Source organism: Gordonibacter sp. 28C, assembly GCF_003339845.1.
In the GTDB taxonomy this organism is placed as follows: domain Bacteria; phylum Actinomycetota; class Coriobacteriia; order Coriobacteriales; family Eggerthellaceae; genus Gordonibacter.
Window position 1 is genome coordinate 272,112 of sequence record NZ_PPTR01000001.1, and the last position, 24,800, is coordinate 296,911.

Sequence of the window (24,800 nt, forward strand, 5' to 3'; positions counted from 1 at the left end):
CATGAAAGCCCTCGTAGTTGATTTGGACAGGTGCAACGGCTGCTTCAACTGCCAGTTGGCCTGCAAAGACGAGCATTGCGACAACGACTGGAGCCCGTACGCGCTGCCGCAGCCGACCACCGGCCAGTTCTGGTGCAAGGTCGAGCAGAAAGAGCGCGGGCGCGTGCCGGTGGTGCGCGTGGCCTACACGCCCACGTTCTGCGGCATGTGCGACGACGCGGCCTGCATGAAGGCGGCCGAGGACGGCGCGGTCTACCGCCGCGAGGACGGCGTGGTGATCGTCGACCCCGTGAAGGCGAAGGGACAGCGGCAGATCGCCGAGGCCTGCCCCCTGGGGATGGTCTACTGGAACGAGGCCCTGGACGTTCCCCAGAAGTGCACGGGGTGCTCCCACCTGATGGACAACGGTTGGAGCGAGCCGCGCTGCGTGGACGTGTGCGCCACGGGCGCCCTGCGCTACGGCGACTTGGAGGACTTCGCGGGCGAGCTCGACGCGGCCTCGGTTGCCGAGGAGCTGGAGGGTGCGGGCTCGCACGTGTACTACCTGAACCGCCCGAAGCGCTGGATTGCCGGCACGGTGGCGAACCGCGGCGAGAACGAGGTCGTCATCGGCGCGCGCGTGGGCATCTTCGACGACGGCGGCTCGTGCGTGGCAAGCCTGAAGACCGATGAGTTCGGCGATTTCAAATACGACGAATGCGGTAAGCGGCGCTACCGGGTGCGCATCGAGGCGGACGGCTTCGCGCCGATCGAGCTCGAGGCGGATTGCACGCACGCCGACGTCGTGCTCGACGACGTGCTCGTCGACCAGCCGCGATAAAGGAGCTGTAGCATGAGCAAGAAATCACCTCTCGTCCGTTTCGTCATCATCCTGGCCGGCATCGCCGCCATGACGGCCGTCGCCCTCGCGCCGAGCCCCGAGGGCCTGACGTTCGGCGGCAAGATGTCGCTGGTCATCTTCGTCGTGGCCATCCTGTTCTGGGTGACCGAGGTCATGCCCATCGCCATAACCGGCTGGGCGATGGTCGGCCTCATACCGCTGCTCGGCATCATGGACGCGGCCAGCGCCTGGACCGCCTCCATCAACAACGCCATCATCTTCTACCTGTGCTGCTTCGCGTTCGCCTGCTTCATCGCGCGATCGACGCTGGCCGTGCGCCTGACGGGGAAGATCCTGTCGTGGGCGGGCACGAGCTCGCCGCGCGTGCTCCTGGGCTTCATGGTGGGCACCGCGCTCATCTCCACGCTCATGGACAACCTGCCGCTGTGCGCCGTCATGCTGCCCATCGCCTACACGGTGCTCGACGCCAACGACACCCCCACGGGCGGGAAGTCGGCGTTCGCCAAGTGCATTGCCATCGGCATTCCGTGGGCCGCCGCCATCGGCGGCGCCATGACGCCCTCCGGCTGCATCATCAACGTGCTGGCCATGACGCTTATCGAGCAGAACTTCGGCGTTTCCATCAGCTTCGTCCAGTGGTTCGCCATGGGCTTCCCCATGGCGCTCATCACCATCCCCGCCGGCTGGTTCGCGCTGGTCAAGATTTTCAAGCCCGAGCCGCTGGCCCAGAGCGCCGTGGACTCCGGCATCGCGCGCGCCCAGTCGCTCGGCAAGATCCCCCGCCACGAGATAGCCGGCCTTGCGGTCATGCTCGTCACCATGGTCGTGTGGATTCTCAGCTCGTGGATCCCCTTCATCGACATCACCGTGGTCAGCCTCATCGCGCTGGGCTTCATGTTCTTCCCGGGCGTCGACGCCATCCAGTTCAACGACTTTCTGGAGGACAGCCCGTGGGGCATGATGCTGCTCATGATGGCCGTGAACGTTTTGGTGGCCGCCCTTATGGGCACAGGCGCCACGCAATGGCTGGTCGACGTGGTCATGGCGCCGATGACCGCCTGGCCGCTCCTCGCGACCATGATCGCGCTCTCCGTCATCGCCTGCCTGCTGCACAACGTCATACCCGCCGGCCCCGCGTGCGCCGGCCTGATAGCGGTGCCGTTCGCGAGCATCATCGCGAGCATGGGCGGCAGCATCGCCGCAACGTGCGTCATGGTGGCATGGTGGTCGGCCATCGCCCTCATGCTGCCGTTGGACGGCGTGCCGCTGCTGTCGTACTCGAGCAACCGGAAGTACTTCTCGTTCGGCGACATGGTGAAGACGGGCTGGGCGCCCAGCCTGGTGATGGTGGTGATATCGGTTTCCATCACCCCGCTCATCGCCGGGGCGCTCGGGTTGGCGTAAGTTCACGGACTCGAGGCGCCGCACGCGGGCATGCTATCATGGCAAAAAAGCATTTTTGATTTCACGGCCGTGCCGCCAGGTTGAGCTTGGCGGCACGGCTCGGTGATCGCGGCCGGCGCTCGTGCTCGCACGGCGACCGCGCGCGACGAGGGCGGTGAGGCAATGCAGACGAACTACCTGAAGTACTTCGTCGACGTGGCGAAGCTCGGGTCGATAGCCGCGGCGTCGAACGAGGATTTCATCACGCCCCAGGGTATGAGCCGCTCGCTGTCCGCGCTCGAATCGAGCCTGGGGTGCCAGCTGTTCAAGCGGACGCAGGGCAAGGTGGTTCTGAGCGCGTACGGCGAGGCCCTGCTCGACGACGCGAAGGAGCTGCTGCGCATCCAGCAGCGCATGATCGACCGGGTGGCCGACATCCGCTCCAGCGAATCGGGCATCTCCGAGAAAACCGTGCTGGTGTACCTGAACAACGTCGCGTTCGACGTGGCGCTGTTCAACCCGCTGATAGACAGCTTCGACCAGATATTCGCGAACGCGCGCTACTTCCAGTGCGACAACGCGGAGGTGGTCGACAACCTTCTGGAGCAGGCCGAGGGGGACGATTGCGTCGCCCTCGGCCTGCTCTGCCTGTTCAGCCCCGACGACGAGCGGAACGCGGCGCTCGTCGAGAAGCTGCAGTCGAACGGCTTCGAGTACCAGCCGTACCTCATCTCCTACGACCAGGTGCTCGTGTCCAAGAAGTCGGAATTGGCTTCGAAGCGGGCGCTCAGCCACGCCGACATCCTGTCGCGTCCTATCGTATCGTCCGACGGCGACATCAAGCGCGTGGCCGAGAAGGTGTTCGGGAAGAACGCCATCTACATGGTCACGAGCGACAGCGCCTTCCGTTTCCGCGTCGTGGCCAACGACGAGGCCATCACGTTCGTCCCGGCCTTTCACAAGCTGGTGGACTCGAGCGACGACGCCACGGTGGCCGTGCAGATGAAGGAGCCGTATTACTTGGAAGTGGGGTTCGCGGCCAAGAAGGAGGTCTTGGACAGCCCGTACATCAAAAGCCTCATCGCAAAGCTGAACGCCTACTATTCGAAGCTCGCGGCGTCGCCCTATCTCTCGCTCGTGCCGAGCGACATCACCTCGTTCAAACCTACCGAGGAAGAGGGCGCCGGCTTCGACGAGAAGGGGCTGGCGGACATCGAGGCGCGCTACGGCATATCCTCGCGCGAGCGGGAGGTGCTCGGCCACCTGGTAGGCGGGCTGACGGCCCGCGCCATCGCGGAGCGCATGTACCTTTCCGTCCCCACCGTCAAAAGCCACATCTACCGCATTTACAAGAAGATGGGCATCCATTCGCAAGAAGAGCTCCTCGCCCTCGTCGAAGAGGAGCTCGTCGAAGGCGATTGAGCCGAGGTGTCGGCGATTCTCTCCCGCAACGTCGTTCTTGCTGTACAATTGCAACGTTTTGCCACGGGGCAATATCGTACAAGACTTTTTCGGAGGGGTGTGGCATGGCCGAGGCCAAGCGAGAGCGGTTCGGGTCGCGACTGGGATTCATCTTGATATCGGCGGGGTGCGCCATCGGGCTGGGAAACGTGTGGCGTTTCCCCTATATCACGGGCGAGTACGGCGGTGCTGCCTTCGTGCTCATGTACTTGGTGTTCTTGGTCATCTTGGGCCTGCCCGTCATGGTGATGGAATTCGCCGTGGGGCGCGCCAGCCAGAAGAGCGCCGCGCTGGCGTTCGACACGCTGCAACCGTCGCGGAAGTGGCACTGGTTCTCGTGGTGGGGCTACATCGGGTGCATGGTGCTCATGATGTTCTACACCACGGTGGGCGGCTGGATGCTGTCGTTCGTAGTGAAGATGGGAACGGGCGCGTTCAACGGTCTGGACAGCGCAGGCGTGGGCGTCGTGTTCAACGACATGCTGGCGAACCCCACGGAGCTGGTGGGCTGGATGCTCGTGGTCATCGTGCTGGGCTTTTTGGTGTGCAGCCTGGGGTTGCAGAAGGGCGTCGAGCGCGTCACGAAGGTGATGATGCTGTGCCTCTTGGGCATCATGGTGGTGTTGGTGGTGCGCGCGGTCACCCTGCCAGGAGGCCTTGCCGGCCTTGAGTTCTACCTCGTTCCCGACTTCGGCAAGCTGTTCGCCGGCGCGACGGCCGCCGAGCAGTGGGCCACCTTCGGCGACGCCGTGTACGCGGCTATGGGCCAGGCGTTCTTCACGCTGTCGCTGGGCATTGCGGCCATGGAGATATTCGGCAGCTACATCGGCAAGGAGCGCTCGCTCACGGGCGAGGCGCTGCGCATCTGCGGATTGGACACGGCCGTGGCGCTGGTGGCCGGCCTCATTATCTTCCCGGCATGCTTCGCGTTTTCGGTGCAGCCGGACAGCGGTCCCGGCCTCGTGTTCGTCACGCTGCCCAGCGTGTTCAACCAGATGCCGTTCGGGCAGATGTGGGGCGCGCTGTTCTTCGTGTTCATGAGCTTCGCCGCACTGTCCACCATCATCGCGGTGTTCGAGAACCTCATCAGCTGGTCCATGGACAAGTGGGGTTGGTCGCGCAAGACGGCCGTCGCGCGCACGGCCGTTATCGTGTGCGTGCTCAGCTTGCCGTGCGCGCTCGGGTTCAACGTGCTGGCAGGCGTGCAGATCCCCGCCATCGGCGACATCCAGTCCATCGAAGACTTCGTCGTGTCGAACAACCTGCTGCCGCTGGGCAGCTTGTTCTTCGTGCTGTTCTGCGTGACGAAGGGCGGTTGGGGTTGGGAAAACTTCCTGGCCGAGGCCGACACGGGCAAGGGTGCGCGTTTCCCCGCCTGGTCGAAGCCCTGGCTGAAGTTCGGCATCCCGGCGCTGATCATCGTGATATTCGTGATGGGATACGTGCCGAAGGTGGCGGTTTGGTTGGGGATGGCGTAACGACGCGCTCCCTGTGCAGCTTGCGGGCGCCTACCGGTTGTCCGCAGCCCGGTTCGCCAGGCTTCCCAGAAGCTCCTGCATTTTTACGATGACGGGCATATCGCCGAGCCCGTAGCGGGCTGCGAGTTCTTTCATCTGGGGGAACGCGAGCAAAGTCTGGCCGGATTCGTCTTCCCAAACGGCGATGCGCAGGGGCAGTTCGAGAGATATGCGCTGTTCAGCCTGCATAAGAACGGTGCCGACTTGGGGTGAGCCGAACACCACAACCGTTGTGGGTCGCAGGTCGAGGCCTGCTTTTTCGGCGTTCTCGGCGTGGTTGAACGTGGCGAACACGGGGATGTCGTGCGCTGCCAGTTCGGTTTTGAGGCGGCGAACCGTCTCGTCTGCGGGTAGGCGTCCCTCGATCAGACACAGGTTGCCGACTTCCGATTCACCCATGGGGGGCTCCTTCGACGTGGTTTCCGCCGCTGTGCGCGACGACCATGTTCTACCATAGCGCCTTTGGGGTCGCAATGCGGGCTGAAAACCCGTCGCCGGACCCAGCGGTGCGCGTTCTGCACGGCTGACGCGTCGATTCGGCACGGCGCCGTGGCGGGCGCGCGACAGGTCTAGTATCATGGTCGCCGAACCGCCGCGCGCTGCCGTGCGCGGCCGGACATGACGAGGCGACGAAGGGCAAACGATGGCGGAAAAGCGGCTGTTCTCCATTCTGGGCGATTCCATCAGCACGTTCGAGGGGTGCAACCCGGAGGGCTTCCGCGTGTTCTACGAAGGCGAACGGCAGGAGGCCACCGGCGTGCTCGCGCCGCAGGACACGTGGTGGGCGCAGGTGGTGGGCGCGCTGGACGGCGAGTTGCTGGCAAACGGGTCGTATTCGGGCAGTATGGTGGAGGGCGCGGGCTTTCCGGCCGGCAACAGCGCGGAGCGCATCGCGGCGCTCGCGCGCGACGGTCGGGCCCCCGACGCCGTCCTCGTGTTCATCGGTATCAACGATTACGGCTGGGGCGGGGCGGACGCTCAGGCGGTCGGCCGCGGCAGCGCGATGCCCGTGTGCCTGGACGCTGCCGCGCTGGGCGAGGAACGCGAACCCGGTCTGGCGCCCGCCGACGCGGCCGATCGGTTCGGGGCCGCCTACGAGGCCATGCTCGCGCGGATGCGCGTCGCCTACCCGCGCGCCGAAATCTGGTGCTGCACCCTGTGCCCGGGCCGCGTGGTCGGCCGTGACGGCTCCACGTTCGCGTACCGCTTGCGCGGCGTGCACCTCGACGCCTACAACGATGCTATCCGCGGCGCCGCCACCCGCCAGGGCTGCCGCGTTGCCGACGTGCGCGCGCTCGGCTGCGACTACGAGGGCCTGGAAGGCACGCACCCCACGGCGCGCGGCATGCGCCAGTTCGCCGCGCTGGTGCTGCGCGCGATGGAGGCTGAACGCACCGCCGGAGCTCCCACGGTGCTGGCCGAGAGCATTGCCGAAGCTGCAACATTGCCTGCGGCTGCCTTTGACGCCCTGCCCTCCGCCGAAACCTGCAAGGAGCCTTCCTGCATCGGCTGCCCCCACGCCGGCGCCACCGGCAGCCAATGGTTGCTCGCATGCAACAAGGGCGGGGAGTAAGAGCCGAGTATTTTCGCCTCGATGCCTCATCCGCCGAAACCTCCGCCGACGCTTCGGAAGGCCCTACCGTCTGACAGGACGACTCCCCGTCTCGCCCGATCGCTGGGTTTGCCTCAAAAACGCAGCGTGCGTTTGTGTGCATCTACGGCGGTTCAACATGGAGTGCATGCCAAGATGGCAGAGATTTCGAGGTATGTGATTTTCTTTCGAGCGCACGCCCTCTTGAAAGCATGAGGAAACTTCCCGAACAGGCAAAACGCCGTCGCCTGTTCGCGCACAGCCGGTTTCTGCACGAGAATTAATCACGTACCTCGAAATCTCTGCCGTGAAGTCGTACCGCTCCATGTCGAACCGCTGCCGGCATGGCCCATGTCGACCCGTCCGCCACGAAGCAACCGGCTCCTCAATTGGCGTTCGCGACATCCGCGTGTTTCAGCAACTGGGCTGTCAACGGGTTGTGCGGTACAACCCGCCAACTTCTCCAGCATCAAGATCGCCCGCTTTCCCACCAGCGGGTTTACTTGACGTAATACTCGAAGCCTACAACACGATCCTTCGGATATAGCCGAAACGCCAACAGGGTGCGCGGCGATTACTGCTTCTGGCTCATTGTTGCCGATCTTCCCCGCATGACACACTCCCCCAACGGGGACAGACCTTGTCCGAACTCGGATCCAACGGCGATTTTCGTCCACAGTCGACGCATCGTTGCAGTCGTCGGAGAAAGGAGGGAGGCGCGCTTGGCCAGTGGGGGACTTTCGCATCGGAACAATCATGTCGATGGAAAGAAGTGAGCTATGAGGCGAGAGAGCTTATCTGAAGGGAGAAGAGGATGACGAGAGAGAAAGTATACGGCCATTGCCGGGCTTGCACGCTAACCTGTCCGGCGTACATCGTTTCGGAGGACGGCCGCGTCGTGTCGATGGAGGCCGTGCCGCCGGAGGAAGGCGGCGTCCCGCTTTGCGGCCGCGGCGTTGCGACCGTGCAGCTCGAGTACAGTCCCACCCGCGTTCGCTACCCGTTGAAGCGCGCGGGCAAGCGCGGCGAGGGCAAGTGGGAGCGCATTTCCTGGGACCAGGCCATCCAGGAGGTCGCTGAGAAAATATACGACATGTCCAAGAAGTACGGCCCGGAGACCTTCGTGTTCCCCGGCCGAACCGGCCGCCAGGACATGGGCTGGATCGCGAACAAGATCGCCCGCACGATCGGCACGCCGAACAACTACGTGGGCGTGACCCAGCACTGCCTACTGCCCCAGACGCACCATCAGGTGAACTTCGGCATGATGCTGAACTCCGCCTTCGCCACGCAGCCCGACACGAACTTCCACATCTCGTGCGGCAACAACATGGAGTACTCGCTTCCGCTTCTGGCTTCCGCGCAGGTCGAGGCCGAGAAGTCGGGCTTCCCGCGCGTCACGCTGGACCCGGTTTGCGGCGCGTTCCCCTCCCGTAGCACCGAGTGGCTGCCCGTGCGCCCCGGCACCGACATGGCCTACGCGCTGTGCGTGCTGCGCGAGCTGATCGAGCAGGACAAGTACGACAAGGCCTTCGTCAAAGAATGGTCCAACGCCGCCTTCCTCGTGCGCGAGGACACGGGCGGGCTGCTCATGGAGAGCGACTACATCGAGGGCGGCTCCCCGCATCGCTACATGGTGTGGGACGCCATCGAGAACCGTCCCAAGTGGTGGGACGCCGAGGAGATCCAGTGGGAGGGCGGCGAGAGCGGCAAGGCCCACTACGAGGCCTGCGTCGAGCGCTTCGAGCAGAACATCCCCTCCACGGAGTACTCGCCCGCCGTGCTGCCCGACACGTTCGACCCCGAGCTGTTCGGCACCTACACGATCGAGATCGGCAAGCACAAGCAGCCCACCAAGTGCACCCCCGCCTTCCAGCTTCTGGCCGACAAGGTGCGGGAGTGGACGTACGAGAAGACGTCGGAAGTCACCTGGATTCCCGCCGACCAGATCGAGCGCACTGTGAACATGCTGGTCAACTCCAAGTTCCCCATCGACTTCGGCTGGGACACCAACCACATGTCCACCAACGCCTCGCAGCACTTCCTCTCGGTTGCCTGCATGCGCATCCTCACGGGCTCCGTCGACGCGTCTGCGAACACCGTGTTTTTGCAGTTCTACCCGGTGACGCCCCTGCCGTTCCCCGGCGAGTGGGACATCAGCTACGGCGACGGCCTGTCCCTCGACCAGAAGCGCAAGCGCCTGGGGTACTACACCCACCGCATCGCCTGCGGCAACTCGTGGGAGGATTGGACCAGCTGGCACCCCGCGCGTCCCGAGAACGCCGACGCCACGCTCAACGTGCCCGACGTGGGAACCACCATCCAGGCCATGGAGACCGGCATCCCGTACCCGGTTCACGGCATCGTCACCATCAGCTCCAACTTCCTGCTGCACGACCCCTCCACCGCGCGCTGGCTGCGCGTTCTGGAGGACGAGAGCAAGATCGAGCTGCACGTGTGCGTGGACTTCGTCATGACGCCGACCGCCGAGTGGGCGGACTACGTGTTCCCGGCGCAAACGTGGATGGAGCGCAACTACCTGGAGTTCTCCACGCTGTTCTCGCCGCCGTACAAGAACGCGTACCGTCGCGGCTGCGAGCCCATCTGCGAGGCGAAGCACGACTACGACTTCGGCGCGCTCCTGGCGCACAAGCTGGAGGAGTTCGACCCGCGTTACAACAACGACCGCCTGCTGAACCCCGACAACACCCGTTACTGGGCCGGCAAGGTGGGCAAGCTTTGGGAGAACGACACCATCGACGAGGAGCGCGACCGCTGGTGCCGCGAGTTCACGAACCATACGTGGGAAGAGTGCCTGGAGATGCGCAAGGTCCCGTATCCCTCGGGCGATTTGGAGCGCAGCCTGTTCCGCTACAAGATAGCGGGCAAGTTCCCCAACGACACCGGCAAGGCCAACCTGTTCTCCACGTTGCACCACAAGTACGGCTACCCGCCGCTGCCCACGTACGCCGAGCCCGCCGAGTCCCCCTACAGCCAGCCGGAAAAGGCCAAGGAGTACCCGCTGGTGCTGACCACCGGCAAGCGCCAGGTGGGCTGGTTCCACTCCGAGTTCCGCCAGATCCCCTGGCTGCGCGAGTGCAACCCCACGCCCGAGGTGTTCATCAACCCCGAGACGGCCAAGGAGTTCGGCGTCACCCACGGCGACTGGGTGTGGGTCGAGTCGGCCCCCGACCACGGTCGCGCGCCGTACAACCGCGTCATGGGGCGCGTGAGCTTCAGGTTCATGGTGACCCCCGGCGTCGTGTCCTACTCGCAGCACGGCTGGTGGCGCCCCGAGCGCGCCGCGTCGGAAGGCCAGCACGGCGGCCTCGAGTGGAACTGCGAGAACCTCTTGGAATGCGACAACCGCACCCCCGAGACGGGCACGTGCGGCCTGCGTTCCCAGCTGTGCAAGGTGTACAAGTGCAGCGACGAAGATATCGAGAAGTACCGTCCCATGATCACGCGAGAAGAGCTTGAGGCTCTTATGCCGCAGGCTGAGAAGGTGATGTAGCATGACAAGGCTTGGTTTCGTTTTCAACCTCGACACGTGCTCCGACTTGCGCGGCTGCATGATCGCCTGCAAGAACAAGACGCACTCGTTCCTGGGCTCCCATTACATGGAGACCTTCACCAACATGAGCTTGGATTTCCCGAATCCGAACACGTACTTCGTGCCCGTTTCGTGCCAGCACTGCGAGCACCCCACCTGCGTTTCCGTGTGCCCCGAGAACGTGTTTTCCAAGCGCGAGGACGGCATCGTGGCGGTGGGCGACACCGCCGTGTGCGCGAAGTGCGCCGACAAGCCCTGCGTGGAGGCCTGCCCGTACCACGCCATCGACCTGGATCCCGTCGACGGCAAGATCGGCAAGTGCGACCTGTGCGCCGATCTGATCGACCAGGGCGAGGCGCCCGTGTGCGCTGCCGGCTGCCTGACCAAATCGATCCTGTTCGGCGATTTCGACGACCCCGAGAGCGTGGTGGCGCAAACCGTGGCGGCTTGGAGCGCCGTGGGCTGTGACCACCAGCTGAAGCCCGAGACGGGCAACGGTCCCGCGATGCACTACCTGCTGTCGAAGAAGACCTGGGAGGACATGGACCGTCTGTACAGCCCGGCTTGGCACAACGAGTAGACCGTAGCGCAAACCCGGACACCGAGGGCGCCCGTCTTCGGTGTCCTGAAAGGGGACCGTCCCCTTTCAGGACAAAGGCGCCCGCCTTCGGGATCCGCGAACCGAGGAGTCTGCATCATGGACAAAGACAAGCTAGAAGGCTGCCGGCAGCTGGCGTCATGGCTGTCCGACCTGTACTGGACGGCCCCCTCCCGCGCGACCGTGGCGGCTTTGGAGCCGCTGCGCGCGGAATCGGCCAAGCTCGGCATCGAGGAGGCGGAGGCACTGGGCCGCGTGGCGGAAGGCATGGACGACGCCGGGCTCAAGGACGTCGCCGTGGACCATACCGATTTGTTCTACGGCGTGAAGCCCGACGCCCCGTTCCCCTACGAGTCCATCTACCGCGGGGAGCAGCGGCTGCTCATGCAAGCGCCCGCCGGCGAGGTGAAGAAGGTCTACGAGGCCGAAGGCTACGCGCCCGACCAAGGCGACAGCAGGGAGCCGGAGGACCACATCAGCTACGAGCTGGGATACCTTGCGTTTTTGCTGGAGGCCGCGCGCGACGCGCATGAGAGGGGCGACGCCGTCCGCGCGGGCGAGCTGATGGATAAGAAGGACGCCTTCGTTCAAGAGCACGTCCTGCGCTGGATCCCCCGGTTCTGCGACGACGTGAGGCGAAGGTCGAGCACGGAGTTCTTGAAGCTGACGTCTTCGCTCACCGAACGCACGGTTGCCGCGATCGCGGATCTGTAAGCCCGCCGCACGATACGGTCGAGAACGACAAAAGGAGAAAGAGATGGCGAAGCACATCAACAAAGAGATCGACGAGGACGGGATCCAATGGACCCAGAACCGTTGCTTCTTCTGCCATATGAACTGCTCCCTGTACGTGGGAGTCGACACGAAAACGGGTCAGATCGTCAAGATCGAGCCGAACGAAGAGCAGGGCACGGAGCTCTGCGAGCGCATCGGAGCGCATGGCGAGAACGCCATCCGCTTCCACTACCACCCCCAGCGCATCAACCACGCCCTGAAGCGGGTGGGGGAGCGCGGCGAGGACAAGTGGGAGGAGATTCCCTACGAGCAGGCGCTCGACGAGATCGCCGCGAAGCTGACCGAATTGAAGGAGAAGTACGGCCCTGAGACGCTCGTGGTTTCCGAGGGCACCTACCGCAGCGACCACCTGTGGGCCCGCAGCCGCTTCTCCAACCTGTTCGGCAACCCCGGCAACATCATCGACCCCGGCTCCATTTGCTGGTGCTGGACGTACACCATCAACCTGTCGATGTGCGGCTGGCCGCTTGAGCTGGCCATGCCGGTTACGCCCGAGTACGCCAAGACCATCGTTTTGTGGGGCACGCGCCGTCCGGGCGAGGTGTACGGTCCCCAGTCGCCCCTTTCGCGGCAGTTCAAGGGACTGCTGTCGCGCGACGGCTGGAAGCCCCGCATCATCTGCGTCGACCCGGTATGCGCCGGTTTGGCCCCCGTCTCGGAGCCATGGCTGAACATCTATCCGGGAACCGACGTCTACCTGGCCCTCACGTGGATCAACCTGGTTATCCAGAACAAGTGGTACGACGAGGACTTCCTCAAGTACTGGAGCAACGCCGTTTTCCTGGTTCGCAAGGACGACAACCACATCCTGCGCACGGAAGACGTGGTGGAAGACGGGAACAACGACGATTTCGTCGCCTGGGACGCCATCACGAACGGCCCCGTGTTCTGGAACTCCGATGAGAACCGCTACTTCAACGCCGAGGTCGACGCCGCGCTGACCGGCGACTTCGAGGTGACGCTCAAGGACGGCACGACAGCCGCGTGCTACACGGCGTTCGACGCCCTGACCGAGCGCATGAAGCAGTACACGCTCGACGAGTGCGAGAAGATCACCGGCCTCGAGCGCGGCAAGATCGTCGAGGCCATCCGCGCTTACGCTTGCGACGGACCGGCCACGATGGTGTGGGGCGTGGGAGCTTCCGACGCGCATGGCGTGAACTCGGTTTACGGCGGCGTGGCCCGCACCATCCTGCGCATCCTCACGGGCAACGTGGACAACCTGGGCGGCGACTACATCGGCGAGCCCGGCCCCGTGCCCGTTCCCGGCAAGGGCAAGGAGTTCCCCGTGCGCGACTCCGAGTTCGAGATGGCCGAGGTCGTCACCCCCGAAACGCGCAAGAAGCTTCTGGGCAACGACATATTCAAGGTCATGAGCTGGGAGGGATTCGAGCCGGTCGACAAGAACTACCGCAAGATGTGGGACATCCCCCGTCCGCAGGTGCACCAGCTGCTCGCGTCCACGCCGCTCGCCTACGACGCCATCCTCAAGGGCGACCCGTACAAGGTGAGCGCCTGGATCGCCTGGGGGTCGAACCCGCTGTCGTGGGCTCCCGACACGAAGAAGCTCTACCAGGCGCTGAAGGCGCTGGATTTGCTGGTGGTGGTGGACTACTGGAAGACGCCGACCGCCGCCTTGGCCGACTACATCATGCCCGCCGCCGACTGCTTCGAGCGGCCCATGGCCACGTCGTTGGAGGACGGCAACGACTTCACGCTCTACGGCGACCGCGCCGTCCAGCCCGAGTTCGACCGCCACATGGACTTCGACTTCTTCCGGGGCCTGGGCGTGCGCCTGGGCCAGGAGGAGTACTGGCCGTGGGAGACCTACGAGGAGACCATCGACGAGCGGCTCGACCGCGTGCCCGACATGGACTACCAGAAGGCCATGAACCAGGGCAGCATCTACCCGTGCGGCGCCGTGCAGCCCGACAAGTACCGCCAGACGCTGCCGAACGGCCAGATCCGAGGCTTCGCCACCCGCTCTCGCAAGTGCGAGCTGTTCGTGTCCATGCTGGAGGACATCGGGTACGACCCGCTGCCGTACTGGTCTCCCATGTTCGAAAGCCCCATCGACACGCCGGAAGTGGCCAAGGAGTACCCGCTGCGCCTGACGGTGGGCGGGCGCTGGAGCCCCATGTACCACTCGGAGTGGCGCGTTCCCGGCCAGGGCACCCGCTCCATGTTCCCGTGGCCCACGTTCAACATCCACTACAACGATGCCCGCGACCTGGGCATCCGCGACAACGAGTGGTGCTGGATAGAGAGCCCGCGCGGCCGCATCCGCCAGCGCGCGAAGATCGGATGGGACATCAAGGAGGGCTGCATAGCCGTTCAGTCCCACTGGTGGTATCCCGAGCTGCCGGCCGAGGAGCCGTGGAGCCAGGGCATCTTCGAATCGAACGGAAACCTGCTCTGCCCGTCCGACTTCGAATCGCTCGACCCGCTGGGCGGCAACTGGGTGACGCGCGGGCTGCTGTGCAAGGTGTACCCCTGTATCGACCCGAAGGACCGCAGCGAGAAGGAGATACCCGTCGAAGAGTTCTTGAAGGGCGACACCTTCTACCACCGGGAGTACGAGCACCTGGGGGCCGTCGAGGTCGATAAGTTGGACGACGAGCGCAGCTACGGCGCCAACACGCTCAAGGCGCCTGCCGAGCCGCACACGATGAAGCCCGACTTCAAGCCCGGCGTGGTCGACCGCAAGGCGTAAGACCGGCGTTTGCGCGACGTCGCGCGGCCGGCCTCGGTACCGGGTCGCGCGGCGGGCGCGCCGATGAGGGAGGCGAGGCGCCCGACTGCGCGGAGGTTCGGTCGGGTGCCGCGTTGAGAGGGGGACGTCTTCTACGGGCCACCGAGACAGTTCGTGCAAGGCGCACGGAACGCGATCCGCGCGCATCCGGAGCGGTGCGTGTCCTGCGGGCGCTGCCTGCTCGCATGCCGCAAGCAGGGCGTTCTCGAATTCGACGGAGACGGGCGGGTTCGCGTGGCCGATGCGGCGCGATGCTCGGCCTGCTATCGATGCGTCGACGTTTGCGCGCACCGGGCGCTGACATCCGGGCTTCCCGGAGGGTTCGAGGGGGAGATGCGCTCCGAATGAAGGGCCCCCTGCAAGGGGCGTCACGAGAAATTCTCTGTATCATGGGATCGAGAAGGGGGAAATATGGTTAGTGCAACTATGCCCAAGCAGAAAACTCCAGTTCCGAAATACTCTTGGGCCGTTCTGGTTATGCTGTACCTGACGGCGGCGGCAGCCGCCCTCAACATGTTCAAAGTGTCCAGCTTGGCGACGGTGCTCATGGATCCCGTGGGCGGGCTCGGCATTCCGGTCACCGACATCGGCACGCTGATGTCCGTGTTCTCCGTGGCCGGTTTGATCCTGGCCATTCCGGGCGGCCTGCTGGTGCAGCGGGCCGGCATCAAGGCGTCGCTGCTCATCGCCCTCGGGTTCCTTGCGGTGGGCTCCGTGGTGGGCGTCTTCGCTTCGTCGTACGAGATACTGGCCGCCACGCGCCTCGTCGAAGGCGTCGGGTTCGGCCTGCTCGGCGTGGCCATCCCCTCCGGCCTGGCCGCCTGGTTCCCCAAAGACCGCCGCGGCCTTCCGCTGGGCATCTTCACCACGTGGGTTCCGTTCGGAACGCTCATCATGCTGGTGGTGGCCCCCGCGCTCGCTGCGGCCTTCGGGTGGCAGGGCGCCTGGTGGTTCGGCCTGATCTGCGCGGTTGCGGCCTTCGCGGTCGTGCTCTTCGCGTTCCACCTGCCCTCGGAAGAGGAGTACGTCGCGCTGCACGGGGAGAAGCCGTTCGTCGAGGGGGCTTCCAAGGAAGAGGTCACGGCCTCCTTCAAGGCGTCCCTCAGGGTTCTCAAGGACCTGCGCATCTGGATGCTCGCCCTGGTGTTCGCCATCTTCAACGCCGTCTCTCCCGGCGGCACCACGAACTTCTTGCCCACGTACCTGGTAGAGGGCGTGGGGATGGACCTGGCCATGTCCAACTGGACGGTGGCCGCCATGATGATAGGCGTGTGCCTGTGCGAGCCTTTGTGCGGCATGCTGTCCGACAAGATCGGATCGAGGAAGAAGGTCATCGTCATTCCGTTGATGGGCCTGATCGTCACCTCGTTCTTCATCTTCAACCCCGTTCTGGGCTTCGCCGGGCTCGTGGTGTGCATCTTCATCCACGTGTCGATATTCTCGTCCGGCGTTTCCACGGGCACGTACGCCGCCGCGCCCGAGCTGGCCGGCAAGCCCGAGCATGCCGGCATCGCGAACGGCATGGTGGCGGTGGGCCAGAACCTCGGCCTTCTCGTGGGCCCCTTGGTGTTCTCGAACATCTTGGCGGCGACGGGGAACGACTGGCTGAGCGTGGGTTGGTTCTGGCTCGTTCCCGCAGCCGTCGTCGCGGCCGTTCTCTCGCTGTTCATCAAGGCGCGGTAACGGTTCGAGCGGTAAAGGAGCTTCTGTTCGAGTCGGGGCCCCTCGGGCCCCGACTTTTCTTTCGGGTGTCATACGGTTTGCGGGCGGCAGCGGCCCCGCCGTTGCGGCATGCTACCATGATGCCCGCAGCAACCTACATCCAAAGGGGGAGGATATGGGCGACGTGCGAAAGCTGGACGGGGCGGGAGTTGGAGAGGACAGGCGAGGGCCTTCGGTCGTCATCAAGATCGACTGCGCGGTTGTCTTGGGCACCCTCGCGCATGCATGCTGTCTCGCCGCGATTGCCGTGGCGTTCCTATCGCCCCAGATGATGGGGCAGGGCGACACGGGCGTTTTCGATCAAGGGTGCCGTGCCGCATCCGTGGCGGCCTGCGTCGTGAGCTTTCTGTGCGCGCTGCTTTTGGCGAAGAAGGTGCTCGCCCGCCTTTCGCGCATCGTCACCATCCTGTTCAGCGTGGTGGGGTGCCTGCCCCTGGCGGCGATGATCTGGACGGGGGACCATCCTCTGTCTCTGTGGTTGGTCGTTTGGGCCCTGAGCGGCGTCGCCCTGGCGGTGCTGGTGTATCGATCCAGCCTGTTCTATTCCATGGCCGGCTCGTCGAAGACGGTCATCATCGTGGTGGCGGTGTCCCTGGCGCTCGCTGCCGGCATCTTCGGCCTGTCCGCTTTCGCGTTGAACGCCGTGGGCGTTTCTGTCGTTCTGGCGGTTTTGCCGATCGCATCCACGGTGCTGTTCGAGATGGGCAAGAGCATCGTACCGCGCGAAGAGGGCTTCGACGACATGGAGTCGGAGCGGCTATTCTTCGAAGGCCGGCTGCGGCAGGGTCTTGTCGACGGCCTGTGGGGCATGGCTGCGGGGTTCGTGCTGGGCCTGTTCGTGGGCACGGGCGAGGCGTCCGTCTTCCCGGCGGGGTCGCTTGCGGCCCTGATCGCCGCCGCGGTGTTGTGTGCGGTTATCGCGTTCGCGCACAACGCGCGGCATCTGTTCCTGGGGGACGTCGAGGGAATGCTCCTTCCTGTCTGCGTCGCGTCTCTGCTGCTGCTCGCGGGGCTTCCCCAGGACATGCTGGGCGTGGCGAGCCTGTTGATGCTGGCGAGTTTCGTGCTGTACGTGGAGATTCGCCTGCTGGACATCGCCGATTTCGTGCGAGAGCTCAAAACCCATGCCGTGTCGCTCGTCAGCTTGGCTATGATCGCCCAGGGGGCGGGCGTCGCGTGCGGATGGCTCGGCGCGATGGCCGTGCTGTACTGGCACGTCGAGTCGCCGTTTATTCCCGTTATCGCTTCGGCCATCATCTTGGCCGCGGTCGTGCTGCTGGTCGCGGAGGGACAATGCGCGCGGGCGGACGCTCAGGCTGCGCCGGTGGGGGGTCTGCTGTCGGAAGACGCCTCGGAGGGGAAGTGGCGGCGGCGCGTCACCGAGATATCCCAGGAGGCGAAGCTCTCGCCGCGGCAGCACGAGGTGTTCGTGTTCTTGGCCAAGGGGCGCAACGCCCAGTACATCGCCAACGAGCTGTTCATCGCCGTCCATACGGCGAAGGCCCACATTTACCGGATCTATCAGAAAGTGGGCGTGCACACGCAGCAAGAGCTGCTGGATTTCATCGAGAACCATCCGAGCTGAGTTTTCGTTCTTTACCGCGGGGCGCCGATCGGTAGGCTCAGGGGCCCACGGTGTAGTCCGCAAGCATTACACGTCCGAGAACGGGGAAATCAGTCCGTGGGCCGCTGCCCTTTTCCGCGCCGTTTCGATAGGGTTGGCATCGTTTCGCGCGATCCCGACCATAAGCGGTCAGCTTCGCGTTCTGCGACGGAAAAGGAGAAAGCTATGTGTTTCAGACCAGCAGCGGCAAGTACGGAGAACCTCGTGTGCCCCAAATGCGGCACGTCGAATCCGCCCGGCTCGACGAAGTGCCAGGGGTGCGGGGCCTCGGCGCAGGATCTCGCCGGAGCCGTGCCCGCCCCCGGCGTCCCCCAGGCCCCGGGAGCGCCGAAGGCCCCCGGAGCGCCCGGGGCTCCCGGCATGCCGAAGCCTTCCGGAGCGCCTCGAGCCTAGGGTTGGGTTTTGCGCCGCGCAAAGCAGTTTGCGGTGCGGACGGCGGCGGCGCTCATCGAGCGCCGCCGCTTCGCTTCCCTCGGTAGTTCTTCGGGTTGTTTCCGTAATCGCGCGGCCTCCTTCTTGACAATGAAACGCGTCGTACTACAATCTCGTTTTAGCACTCGAAGGTTGAGACTGCTAAGACAGGTCGATGCGCGCCGCGCGTCGGGGGCGGCCCGTCCGGCGGTCTTGCCGTGGAAGCAACTGTTCCAGACGAAGGAGAGGCACGCCACCATGCGCAAGTTCAAAACAGAGAGCAAGAAGCTACTCGACCTCATGATCAATTCCATCTACACGAACCGCGAGATATTCCTGCGCGAGCTCGTCTCGAACGCGTCGGACGCGGTGGACAAGCTCTACTTCAAGAGCCTCACCGACAAGTCCATCGAGCTTTCGAAGGACGAGCTGGGCATCAACGTGGCGTTCGACAAAGACGCCCGCACCGTCACCGTGTCGGACAGCGGCATCGGCATGACGAAGGACGAGCTCGACCGCAACCTGGGCACCATCGCGCATTCCGACTCCATGGCCTTCAAGATGGAGAACGACGAGGTGCAGGGCGACGACGTGGACATCATCGGCCAGTTCGGCGTGGGCTTCTACTCGTCGTTCATGGTGGGCAAGAGCGTGCGCGTGGTGTCGAGGGCCTACGGCAGCGACGAGGCTTGGGCCTGGGAGAGCGACGGCGTGGAGGGCTACACCATCGAACCGGCCGAGCGCGCCGAGCACGGCACCGACGTCGTCATCACGCTCAAGGACAACACCGACGAGGACAACTACGACACCTATCTGTCCGAGTACGGCCTGAAGGACCTGGTGAAACGCTACAGCAACTACGTGCGCTACCCCATCCGCATGGAGGTAACGAAGTCGCGCGAGCTGCCCAAGCCCGAGGACGCCGGCGACGACTACGTGCCGCAGTACGAGAACTACACCGAGCTCGACACCGTGAACTCCATGATCCCCATCTGGAAGCGACGAAAGTCCGAGGTCGACCAGGAGGAGTACAACGAGTTCTACAAGACCGACTTCCACGACTTCGCCGACCCGGCCCGCACCATCTCCGTGCACGCCGAGGGCGCGCTGTCCTACGACGCGCTGCTGTTCGTGCCGAGCCGCGCGCCGTTCGACCTGTACAGCCGCGACTACCAAAAAGGCCTGGCGCTCTACAGCTCCAACGTGCTCATCATGGAGAAGTGCGAGGAGCTGCTGCCCGACTACTACAACTTCGTGCGCGGCGTGGTGGACAGCCAGGACCTGCAGCTGAACATCTCCCGCGAGACGCTGCAGCACAACAGCCAACTGCGCGCCATCGCGAAGAAGATCGAGAAGAAGATCACGTCCGACTTGGAGAACATGCGCGACAACGACCGCGAGGGCTACGAGGCGTTCTTCGAGAACTTCGGACGCGGCTTGAAGTACGGCATCTACGCCAGCTACGGTGCGCAGAAGGACCCGTTGGCCGACCTGCTGCTGTTCTACTCCGCCAAGCAGGACAAGCTGGTGACGCTGGCCGAGTACGTGGAGGCCATGCCCGCCGACCAGCAGGCCATCTACTACGCCGCCGGCGAGTCGGTCGAGCGTTTGAACAAGATGCCCATCGTGAAAACGGTGCTGGGCAAGGGCTTCGACGTGCTGCTGTGCACGCAGGACGTCGATGAGTTCTGCTTCACCGCCATGCGCGACTACGGTGCGAACGAGGACGGCGAGGGCGCCAAGGAGCTCAAGAACGTGGCGTCGGGCGACCTCGACTTCGTCACCGAGGACGAGAAGAAGGAAGCCGAGGAGGCCACGAAGGAGAACGAAGACCTGTTCAAGGCCCTGAAAGACGCGCTCGGCGACGCCGTGACGAAGGTGGCCGTGTCCGCGCGCCTCACCGACGCCCCCGCCTGCATCACCGCCGAGGGCCCCGTTTCGCTGGAGATGGAGAAGATCCTGTCGAAGGGCCCCGAAGGTCCCGACGGCGTGAAGTCGCAGCGCGTGCTGGAGATCAACGCCAAGCATCCCGTGTTCGACACGCTGAAAGCCGCCCACGAGGCCGGCGACGCCGACAAGGTGCGCCTCTACGCCGATTTGCTGTACAACCAGGCGCTTCTGGTGGAGGGCATGCCCATCGACGACCCCGTCGCCTTCGCTCAGAACGTGGCGAAGCTGATGTAATCTGGTTCCGGCGGCTTCCAGCCGCCGGAACCCCTCGACGCTGCGGCCCGCCCTCGCACCCGATCTCGCGGCGATGCCGAAGGCTCGCGTACCAAAGTACGCCACGCCTCCGCCATCCCCACGATCTCGGGCACGAGAACGGGCCTCGCTGGCTTACTACGCCAACCCGTGCGGTTGTTTTCGCGCTGCGCGCGAAGCGCGGGTCGCTTCATTTCCGCGCCGTCCACCTGGGCGTTCGTTATGCGGCCTGCGGCCGCATGGCAGGCACCGCTTCGCTTGCCTGTCGAGGCAACCTGGGCGGTGGATTACTCGCTTCGCGCGAACGCTAGCGCCTGCAGAGAAGTCCGCATGTTCCATGGACCCCGTAGGGGCGATCTCCTGATCGCCCGTTCGCGCTTCGCGCGAAAACGCGAGCCTCGGATGCTTGCTGCGCCGAAACCGTTGCTGCATCAAAAGCCGTCGTTACGCGCGCTCCGCGATCGCCACGTTAGGGCGGGGCAAGCCTGGCTCTACGAAGGGCGTTTTCGACGTCTTTTGATGCGGTCTCCCCTATGGTCTGCCCAGGCATCCCTTCACTTCGCGATTGATCCCCGTTTCATTCCGCGCTCTCGAAGGCTTATAGGTTTGAGGCGGTGCCCGACGCCCTCGTCGATTCGGCGAGTGGCTATCGCTCAATGATGTCGGTAACGGATTTCCCCTTGAAAACAGGGTATTCGTGGCTCCTGATGCAATCGATGAGAACTTGCAAAGCGGGGTTGTCGTTATCTTTCATAAACGCAAGGTAAAGAATGTTTTTCAGGTCGTTATCTTCGAATGGCCTCAAAGCAAGGTTTGATTGCAGTTCGAAGACGGGGTCGCCCATAGTTGCTTCTGACGTGAGAACCATGATGCCGTGTTTGAGGTTGGTATTCATGAGTTCGTACATATCGTTCACATCCCTGTAGGCAAGCAAGGGTTTGAAACCCGCTTTAGCGCAGAGAAAGGTGTACCATTCGTGTAGGTCCATGTAGATTCTGCTTGCAGGTACGAGTATCGGAACGTCTATCAGGTCTCTCACATACAGGTGCTCTTTCGTTATCAGCTCTGAATCCTTCTGCGCCCAAACGTAGACATCGTCTTCGAGCAAGGGAATAAGGCTGACGTTCTTTGCTTCTAACTCTGCCTTCTGCATAGGTGAAACGATATGGGATGTCGTGCAATCAACGCGCCCCATGGTAAGGTTTTCGATCATGGAGTAGCCGCCCATTTGCAAAAGGCTGACGGAGATATCGTCGTGATCCTTTTGCATGTTGCGATAGACCTCGTAAATGAGCTCTGAGCTTGCGTCTATAGTGCAAGGTCTCAAAATCGAGATCTTCTTTGGGCTGCGCGAGAGCTTATGGCAATTCTCAAGCGCAACATCGTAGGAATGCGAAATGAGGCTGCAGGCATCCAAGAACACTTTGCCCGCCTCGGTAAGCCTCAATCCTGAAGCGGGCGATCTGTCGATAAGCTGGGCTCCGACCTCTTCTTCCAGGGCCTTCAAATGCTTGCTGAGAGTTGATTGGGACACGAAGAGGCTCTTTGCTGCGGCGCTGACGTTGAGGCTCTTCGAGAACTCAATAAACTCATTCATTAAATCGATGTTCATAGCTACCCCTCTACCCCTTTGCAGTATAAACGCCCGTTCTTTGGTTTGGAGGCAGTGCTTATTCGAAATCATCATAGCCCAATGAAGATCAGTGAGTAGTCCGTGCAGGCGTATTCCTGGTTTGCGAGAGGGGTATTCCAAAACGGTGCTAGGGCAATTCCAGTCCGCGCTCGTATATTCCAAGTGAAAGCCCAGCGTGCAAGCAATCATGCAACCGGGCAGGAAAAGCAGATGAGAGAGGGAGGGGGAACATGGATCAGAACGAGATTGTCCAAAAGTTGGCGAAACGGCACGAAGGTGAAGAGGTGCGTTACACGACGTGCTATCAGAACGGCTGCTGGGATGCAGTGTGCATCTTGAAGTGCCGGACGAAGGATGGCAAGATTACCGCTATTGAGCCGGACGATTCGATCAATGCGGGAATGGGGCGCGAAAACGTCGGGGATGACGCAGTCAGAGCGGGCATGCTCCAGGCCCGGCCTTGCGTTCAGGGTCATGCATGGAAGAAGTCGCTCGACGATCCCGATCGCATTTTGTATCCGATGCGGCGCAAGGGGAAGAAGGGTGAGTCGGCCGATTTCGAAAGGGTCAGCTGGGACGAGGCTCTCGACACCATCGCCGCCCAGATAAAGGAGGTCATAGAACGATTTGGCCCGCACAGCATCCTGCATCTCGATTCGTTTTGGGATCGCTGCTTCTTTCCTTTCGCACCCTACCTTCATGCAGGGGTGGGCGCATGGGGCGAAAATTCCGCCCCGGCGCAAGCGACGGCCGAGTATAGGCATCTTGGCTACGATGTCGGAAAGATGTTTTCCGGAAAAGGCTACATCGGCGAGGTCGGGTTCGAGGCGCCGGATCTTTTCAATTCCAAGCTCATCATTCTATGGGGCATGGATCCTCTTGTGAGCTGGTACGGCTATGTTGCCTATTATCTTAAGCTCGCACGTGAAAAGGGTATTCCCATCATTCTGATAGATCCTCGCTACACGACGAGCGCCGAGGTTCTTGCGGATCAATGGATCCCCATTCGGCCCGGCACGGATATGGCGATGATGTTGGCAATGGCGCAAGTTCTTTTCGAAGAGAACCTCTATGACGCGGATTACGTAGCCGAGCATGTCGAGCCCGAGGGTTTTGCCCAATTTCGCGCATACGTCATGGGGGGCGAGGACGGCGTTTGCAGGAATCCGGAATGGGCAGAGGGCATTTGCGCCGTGCCTGCGGAAACCATACGAGATATTGCGCGGCTATACGGTGCGACGAAGCCGACTCACCTGCAGCTTCAATACTCGGTCTCGAAACGGCACGGGGGAGAGTACGTCGCTTCCATGGTGATGCTTTTGCAGAGCATGACGGGAAACATCGACGTTGCCGGTGGGTGCGAAAGCGGCATCTGCATTTGGACGCCCGAACGCATGCCTGTGCCGGAGCCTGAATTCGGCCAGCAGCCAGGCGACTACGAAGCGCCCATCTGCCTCAATCACAACAAGCTTGCAGACGCGATCCTCATGCGCAAAGATATGGAATCAGGCGCACTCTCCGAGGAAGAATATCGGGCAGCTATCGGCTGTCCGCCCGAAAGCCCTGTTCCGAATATACAAATGCTCATCGGTCTCAATAATTTCGCGAATGGCATACCCGATACGAACAAATGCATCCGAGCTTTGAAGGAGACTCACTTCAGCTGGGGTTGGCTCTGGAACAAAAAGCAGCAGACAATGGACGCTTACGACATCGTGCTTCCGGCGCCTGTTCACATGTTCGAATCGACCGACGAGTACCTGCTAGGCCAAAATAGGTTCATGCAAGGTCCCGGGGGCATGCACAATTACTTCATGTACGCGCAAAAAGTGGTTGATCCGCCTGGCGAAATACGTTCCGTCGATTGGGTATGGTCGGCGTTGGCAAGTCGACTTGGCATTGCGGATCGGTATTGCCCCCGTCTCAAGAACGTTCCTTGGAACGAGTGGGACGCGAGGGTGGATGACATCTATCATGAAGCCTACGACAAGTGGTACGCTGATTACCGGCTCGCAATGGAGAATCTCGGAGCCGAAATCAAACCTTGGGACGAGTTCCTCGAAATGCCCATCGTCCGCATTCCCATAGAGGTGCCTTTTCACGCTTTCATGGATTACCAATGGGCCGACAGAAACCCCTATGAGAACACCAAATCAGGGAAGATCGAATTCGTCTCGCAAACCCTGGTCGAATCGAACGGAAAAGACACGAGATTCGGTGGCTACATGGATCCGATGCCGCGTTGGGAGCTTGCCTATATGCCCGACGGAAAGCCTCTCGATTCATTCTACGATAAAAAAGCCGAGCGTTATCCGCTTGTGTTGACCACGGCCGTTTCCATGTTCAGGCAGCAATCGTGCAATGACAAGAACCCTTTGCTGAACGACTGCTACGAACACGCGGTTTGGATCAATCCCGCCGATGCTGCGAAACGAAACATCGAAAAGAGCGACATGGTTCGCATATTCAACCATAAAGGAGAGATGAGGCTGCCCGTCTACATCACCCAACGCATGTCGCCTGGGACGGTTTTGGTTTATCACGGTCGCTGGTACGAAGGCGGCCGGGAGAAAACGAGCCTCATGCCCGAAGGAGTCGACTATGCGGGATCGACAAATGTGATGACGGACGATGTCCATCTGCCGCATGCCGTGGGAGTCAATATCAAGCATGGGCTTGTGCAGGTGGAGAAGCTTGTCGAGGGAGAGAGGCGATAG

Annotated in this window: 17 protein-coding genes; 15 read left to right on the forward strand and 2 right to left on the reverse strand. The window is 62.9% G+C overall.

The window, feature by feature from the left end; genetic code table 11:
- Position 1 precedes the first annotated feature (1 nt).
- From C1878_RS01135 to C1878_RS01150, 4 genes are all read left to right on the forward strand, one after another.
- Positions 2-820 carry a 4Fe-4S dicluster domain-containing protein gene (locus C1878_RS01135; protein WP_114599867.1) on the forward strand — a complete coding sequence of 273 codons (819 nt, stop codon included), beginning with the start codon at positions 2-4 and terminating at the stop codon, positions 818-820.
- A 12-nt stretch (positions 821-832) separates the two neighbouring features.
- The gene (locus tag C1878_RS01140; protein ID WP_114599868.1) at positions 833-2,245 is read left to right on the forward strand and encodes an SLC13 family permease; all 1,413 of its coding nucleotides are present in this window, start codon (positions 833-835) and stop codon (positions 2,243-2,245) included.
- Positions 2,246-2,407: 162 nt separating this feature from the next.
- Positions 2,408-3,646: a LuxR C-terminal-related transcriptional regulator gene (locus tag C1878_RS01145; RefSeq protein ID WP_114599869.1), complete on the forward strand. Its 1,239-nt coding sequence runs from the start codon at positions 2,408-2,410 to the stop codon at positions 3,644-3,646.
- Positions 3,647-3,750: 104 nt separating this feature from the next.
- A complete protein-coding gene (locus tag C1878_RS01150; RefSeq protein ID WP_114599870.1) occupies positions 3,751-5,163 on the forward strand; it encodes a sodium-dependent transporter in 1,413 nt (470 codons plus the stop codon).
- 30 nt (positions 5,164-5,193) lie between these two features.
- On the opposite strand, the gene C1878_RS16665 is transcribed toward C1878_RS01150, so the two are convergent.
- On the reverse strand, positions 5,194-5,601 hold the full coding sequence (locus tag C1878_RS16665; RefSeq protein WP_199519257.1) for a DUF302 domain-containing protein: 408 nt from the start codon (positions 5,599-5,601) through the stop codon (positions 5,194-5,196).
- Between the two features lie 244 nt (positions 5,602-5,845).
- Between C1878_RS16665 and C1878_RS01160 the strand changes: the two genes are divergently transcribed.
- From C1878_RS01160 to htpG, 10 genes are all read left to right on the forward strand, one after another.
- Positions 5,846-6,775 carry an SGNH/GDSL hydrolase family protein gene (locus C1878_RS01160; protein ID WP_114599872.1) on the forward strand — a complete coding sequence of 310 codons (930 nt, stop codon included), beginning with the start codon at positions 5,846-5,848 and terminating at the stop codon, positions 6,773-6,775.
- Positions 6,776-7,607: 832 nt separating this feature from the next.
- Complete coding sequence (locus tag C1878_RS01165; protein ID WP_114599873.1) at positions 7,608-10,307, forward strand: molybdopterin-dependent oxidoreductase; 2,700 nt, start codon at positions 7,608-7,610, stop codon at positions 10,305-10,307.
- Between the two features lies 1 nt (position 10,308).
- Entirely contained in the window at positions 10,309-10,926 is a 618-nt protein-coding gene (locus C1878_RS01170) for a 4Fe-4S dicluster domain-containing protein (protein WP_114599874.1), read from the forward strand.
- A gap of 117 nt (positions 10,927-11,043) precedes the next feature.
- Positions 11,044-11,658, forward strand: a complete 615-nt coding sequence (locus C1878_RS01175; RefSeq protein WP_114599875.1) for a molecular chaperone — start codon at positions 11,044-11,046, stop codon at positions 11,656-11,658.
- A gap of 43 nt (positions 11,659-11,701) precedes the next feature.
- On the forward strand, positions 11,702-14,452 hold the full coding sequence (locus tag C1878_RS01180) for a molybdopterin-dependent oxidoreductase (protein WP_114599876.1): 2,751 nt from the start codon (positions 11,702-11,704) through the stop codon (positions 14,450-14,452).
- 153 nt (positions 14,453-14,605) lie between these two features.
- Positions 14,606-14,839 carry an ATP-binding protein gene (locus C1878_RS17035; RefSeq protein WP_114599877.1) on the forward strand — a complete coding sequence of 78 codons (234 nt, stop codon included), beginning with the start codon at positions 14,606-14,608 and terminating at the stop codon, positions 14,837-14,839.
- Positions 14,840-14,902: 63 nt separating this feature from the next.
- A complete protein-coding gene (locus C1878_RS01190; protein ID WP_114599878.1) occupies positions 14,903-16,174 on the forward strand; it encodes a nitrate/nitrite transporter in 1,272 nt (423 codons plus the stop codon).
- 154 nt (positions 16,175-16,328) lie between these two features.
- On the forward strand, positions 16,329-17,798 hold the full coding sequence (locus tag C1878_RS01195; RefSeq protein ID WP_114599879.1) for a helix-turn-helix transcriptional regulator: 1,470 nt from the start codon (positions 16,329-16,331) through the stop codon (positions 17,796-17,798).
- A 204-nt stretch (positions 17,799-18,002) separates the two neighbouring features.
- Positions 18,003-18,230, forward strand: coding sequence for a hypothetical protein (locus tag C1878_RS16670; RefSeq protein ID WP_199519258.1), 228 nt, complete (start codon positions 18,003-18,005; stop codon positions 18,228-18,230).
- A gap of 276 nt (positions 18,231-18,506) precedes the next feature.
- Positions 18,507-20,432 (forward strand): molecular chaperone HtpG, encoded by a 1,926-nt coding sequence (htpG, locus tag C1878_RS01205; RefSeq protein ID WP_114599880.1) that lies wholly within the window; start codon positions 18,507-18,509, stop codon positions 20,430-20,432.
- A gap of 664 nt (positions 20,433-21,096) precedes the next feature.
- On the opposite strand, the gene C1878_RS01215 is transcribed toward htpG, so the two are convergent.
- A complete protein-coding gene (locus C1878_RS01215) occupies positions 21,097-22,062 on the reverse strand; it encodes a LysR family transcriptional regulator (protein ID WP_158539646.1) in 966 nt (321 codons plus the stop codon).
- A 251-nt stretch (positions 22,063-22,313) separates the two neighbouring features.
- Between C1878_RS01215 and C1878_RS01220 the strand changes: the two genes are divergently transcribed.
- The gene (locus tag C1878_RS01220) at positions 22,314-24,800 is read left to right on the forward strand and encodes a molybdopterin-dependent oxidoreductase (RefSeq protein WP_114599882.1); all 2,487 of its coding nucleotides are present in this window, start codon (positions 22,314-22,316) and stop codon (positions 24,798-24,800) included.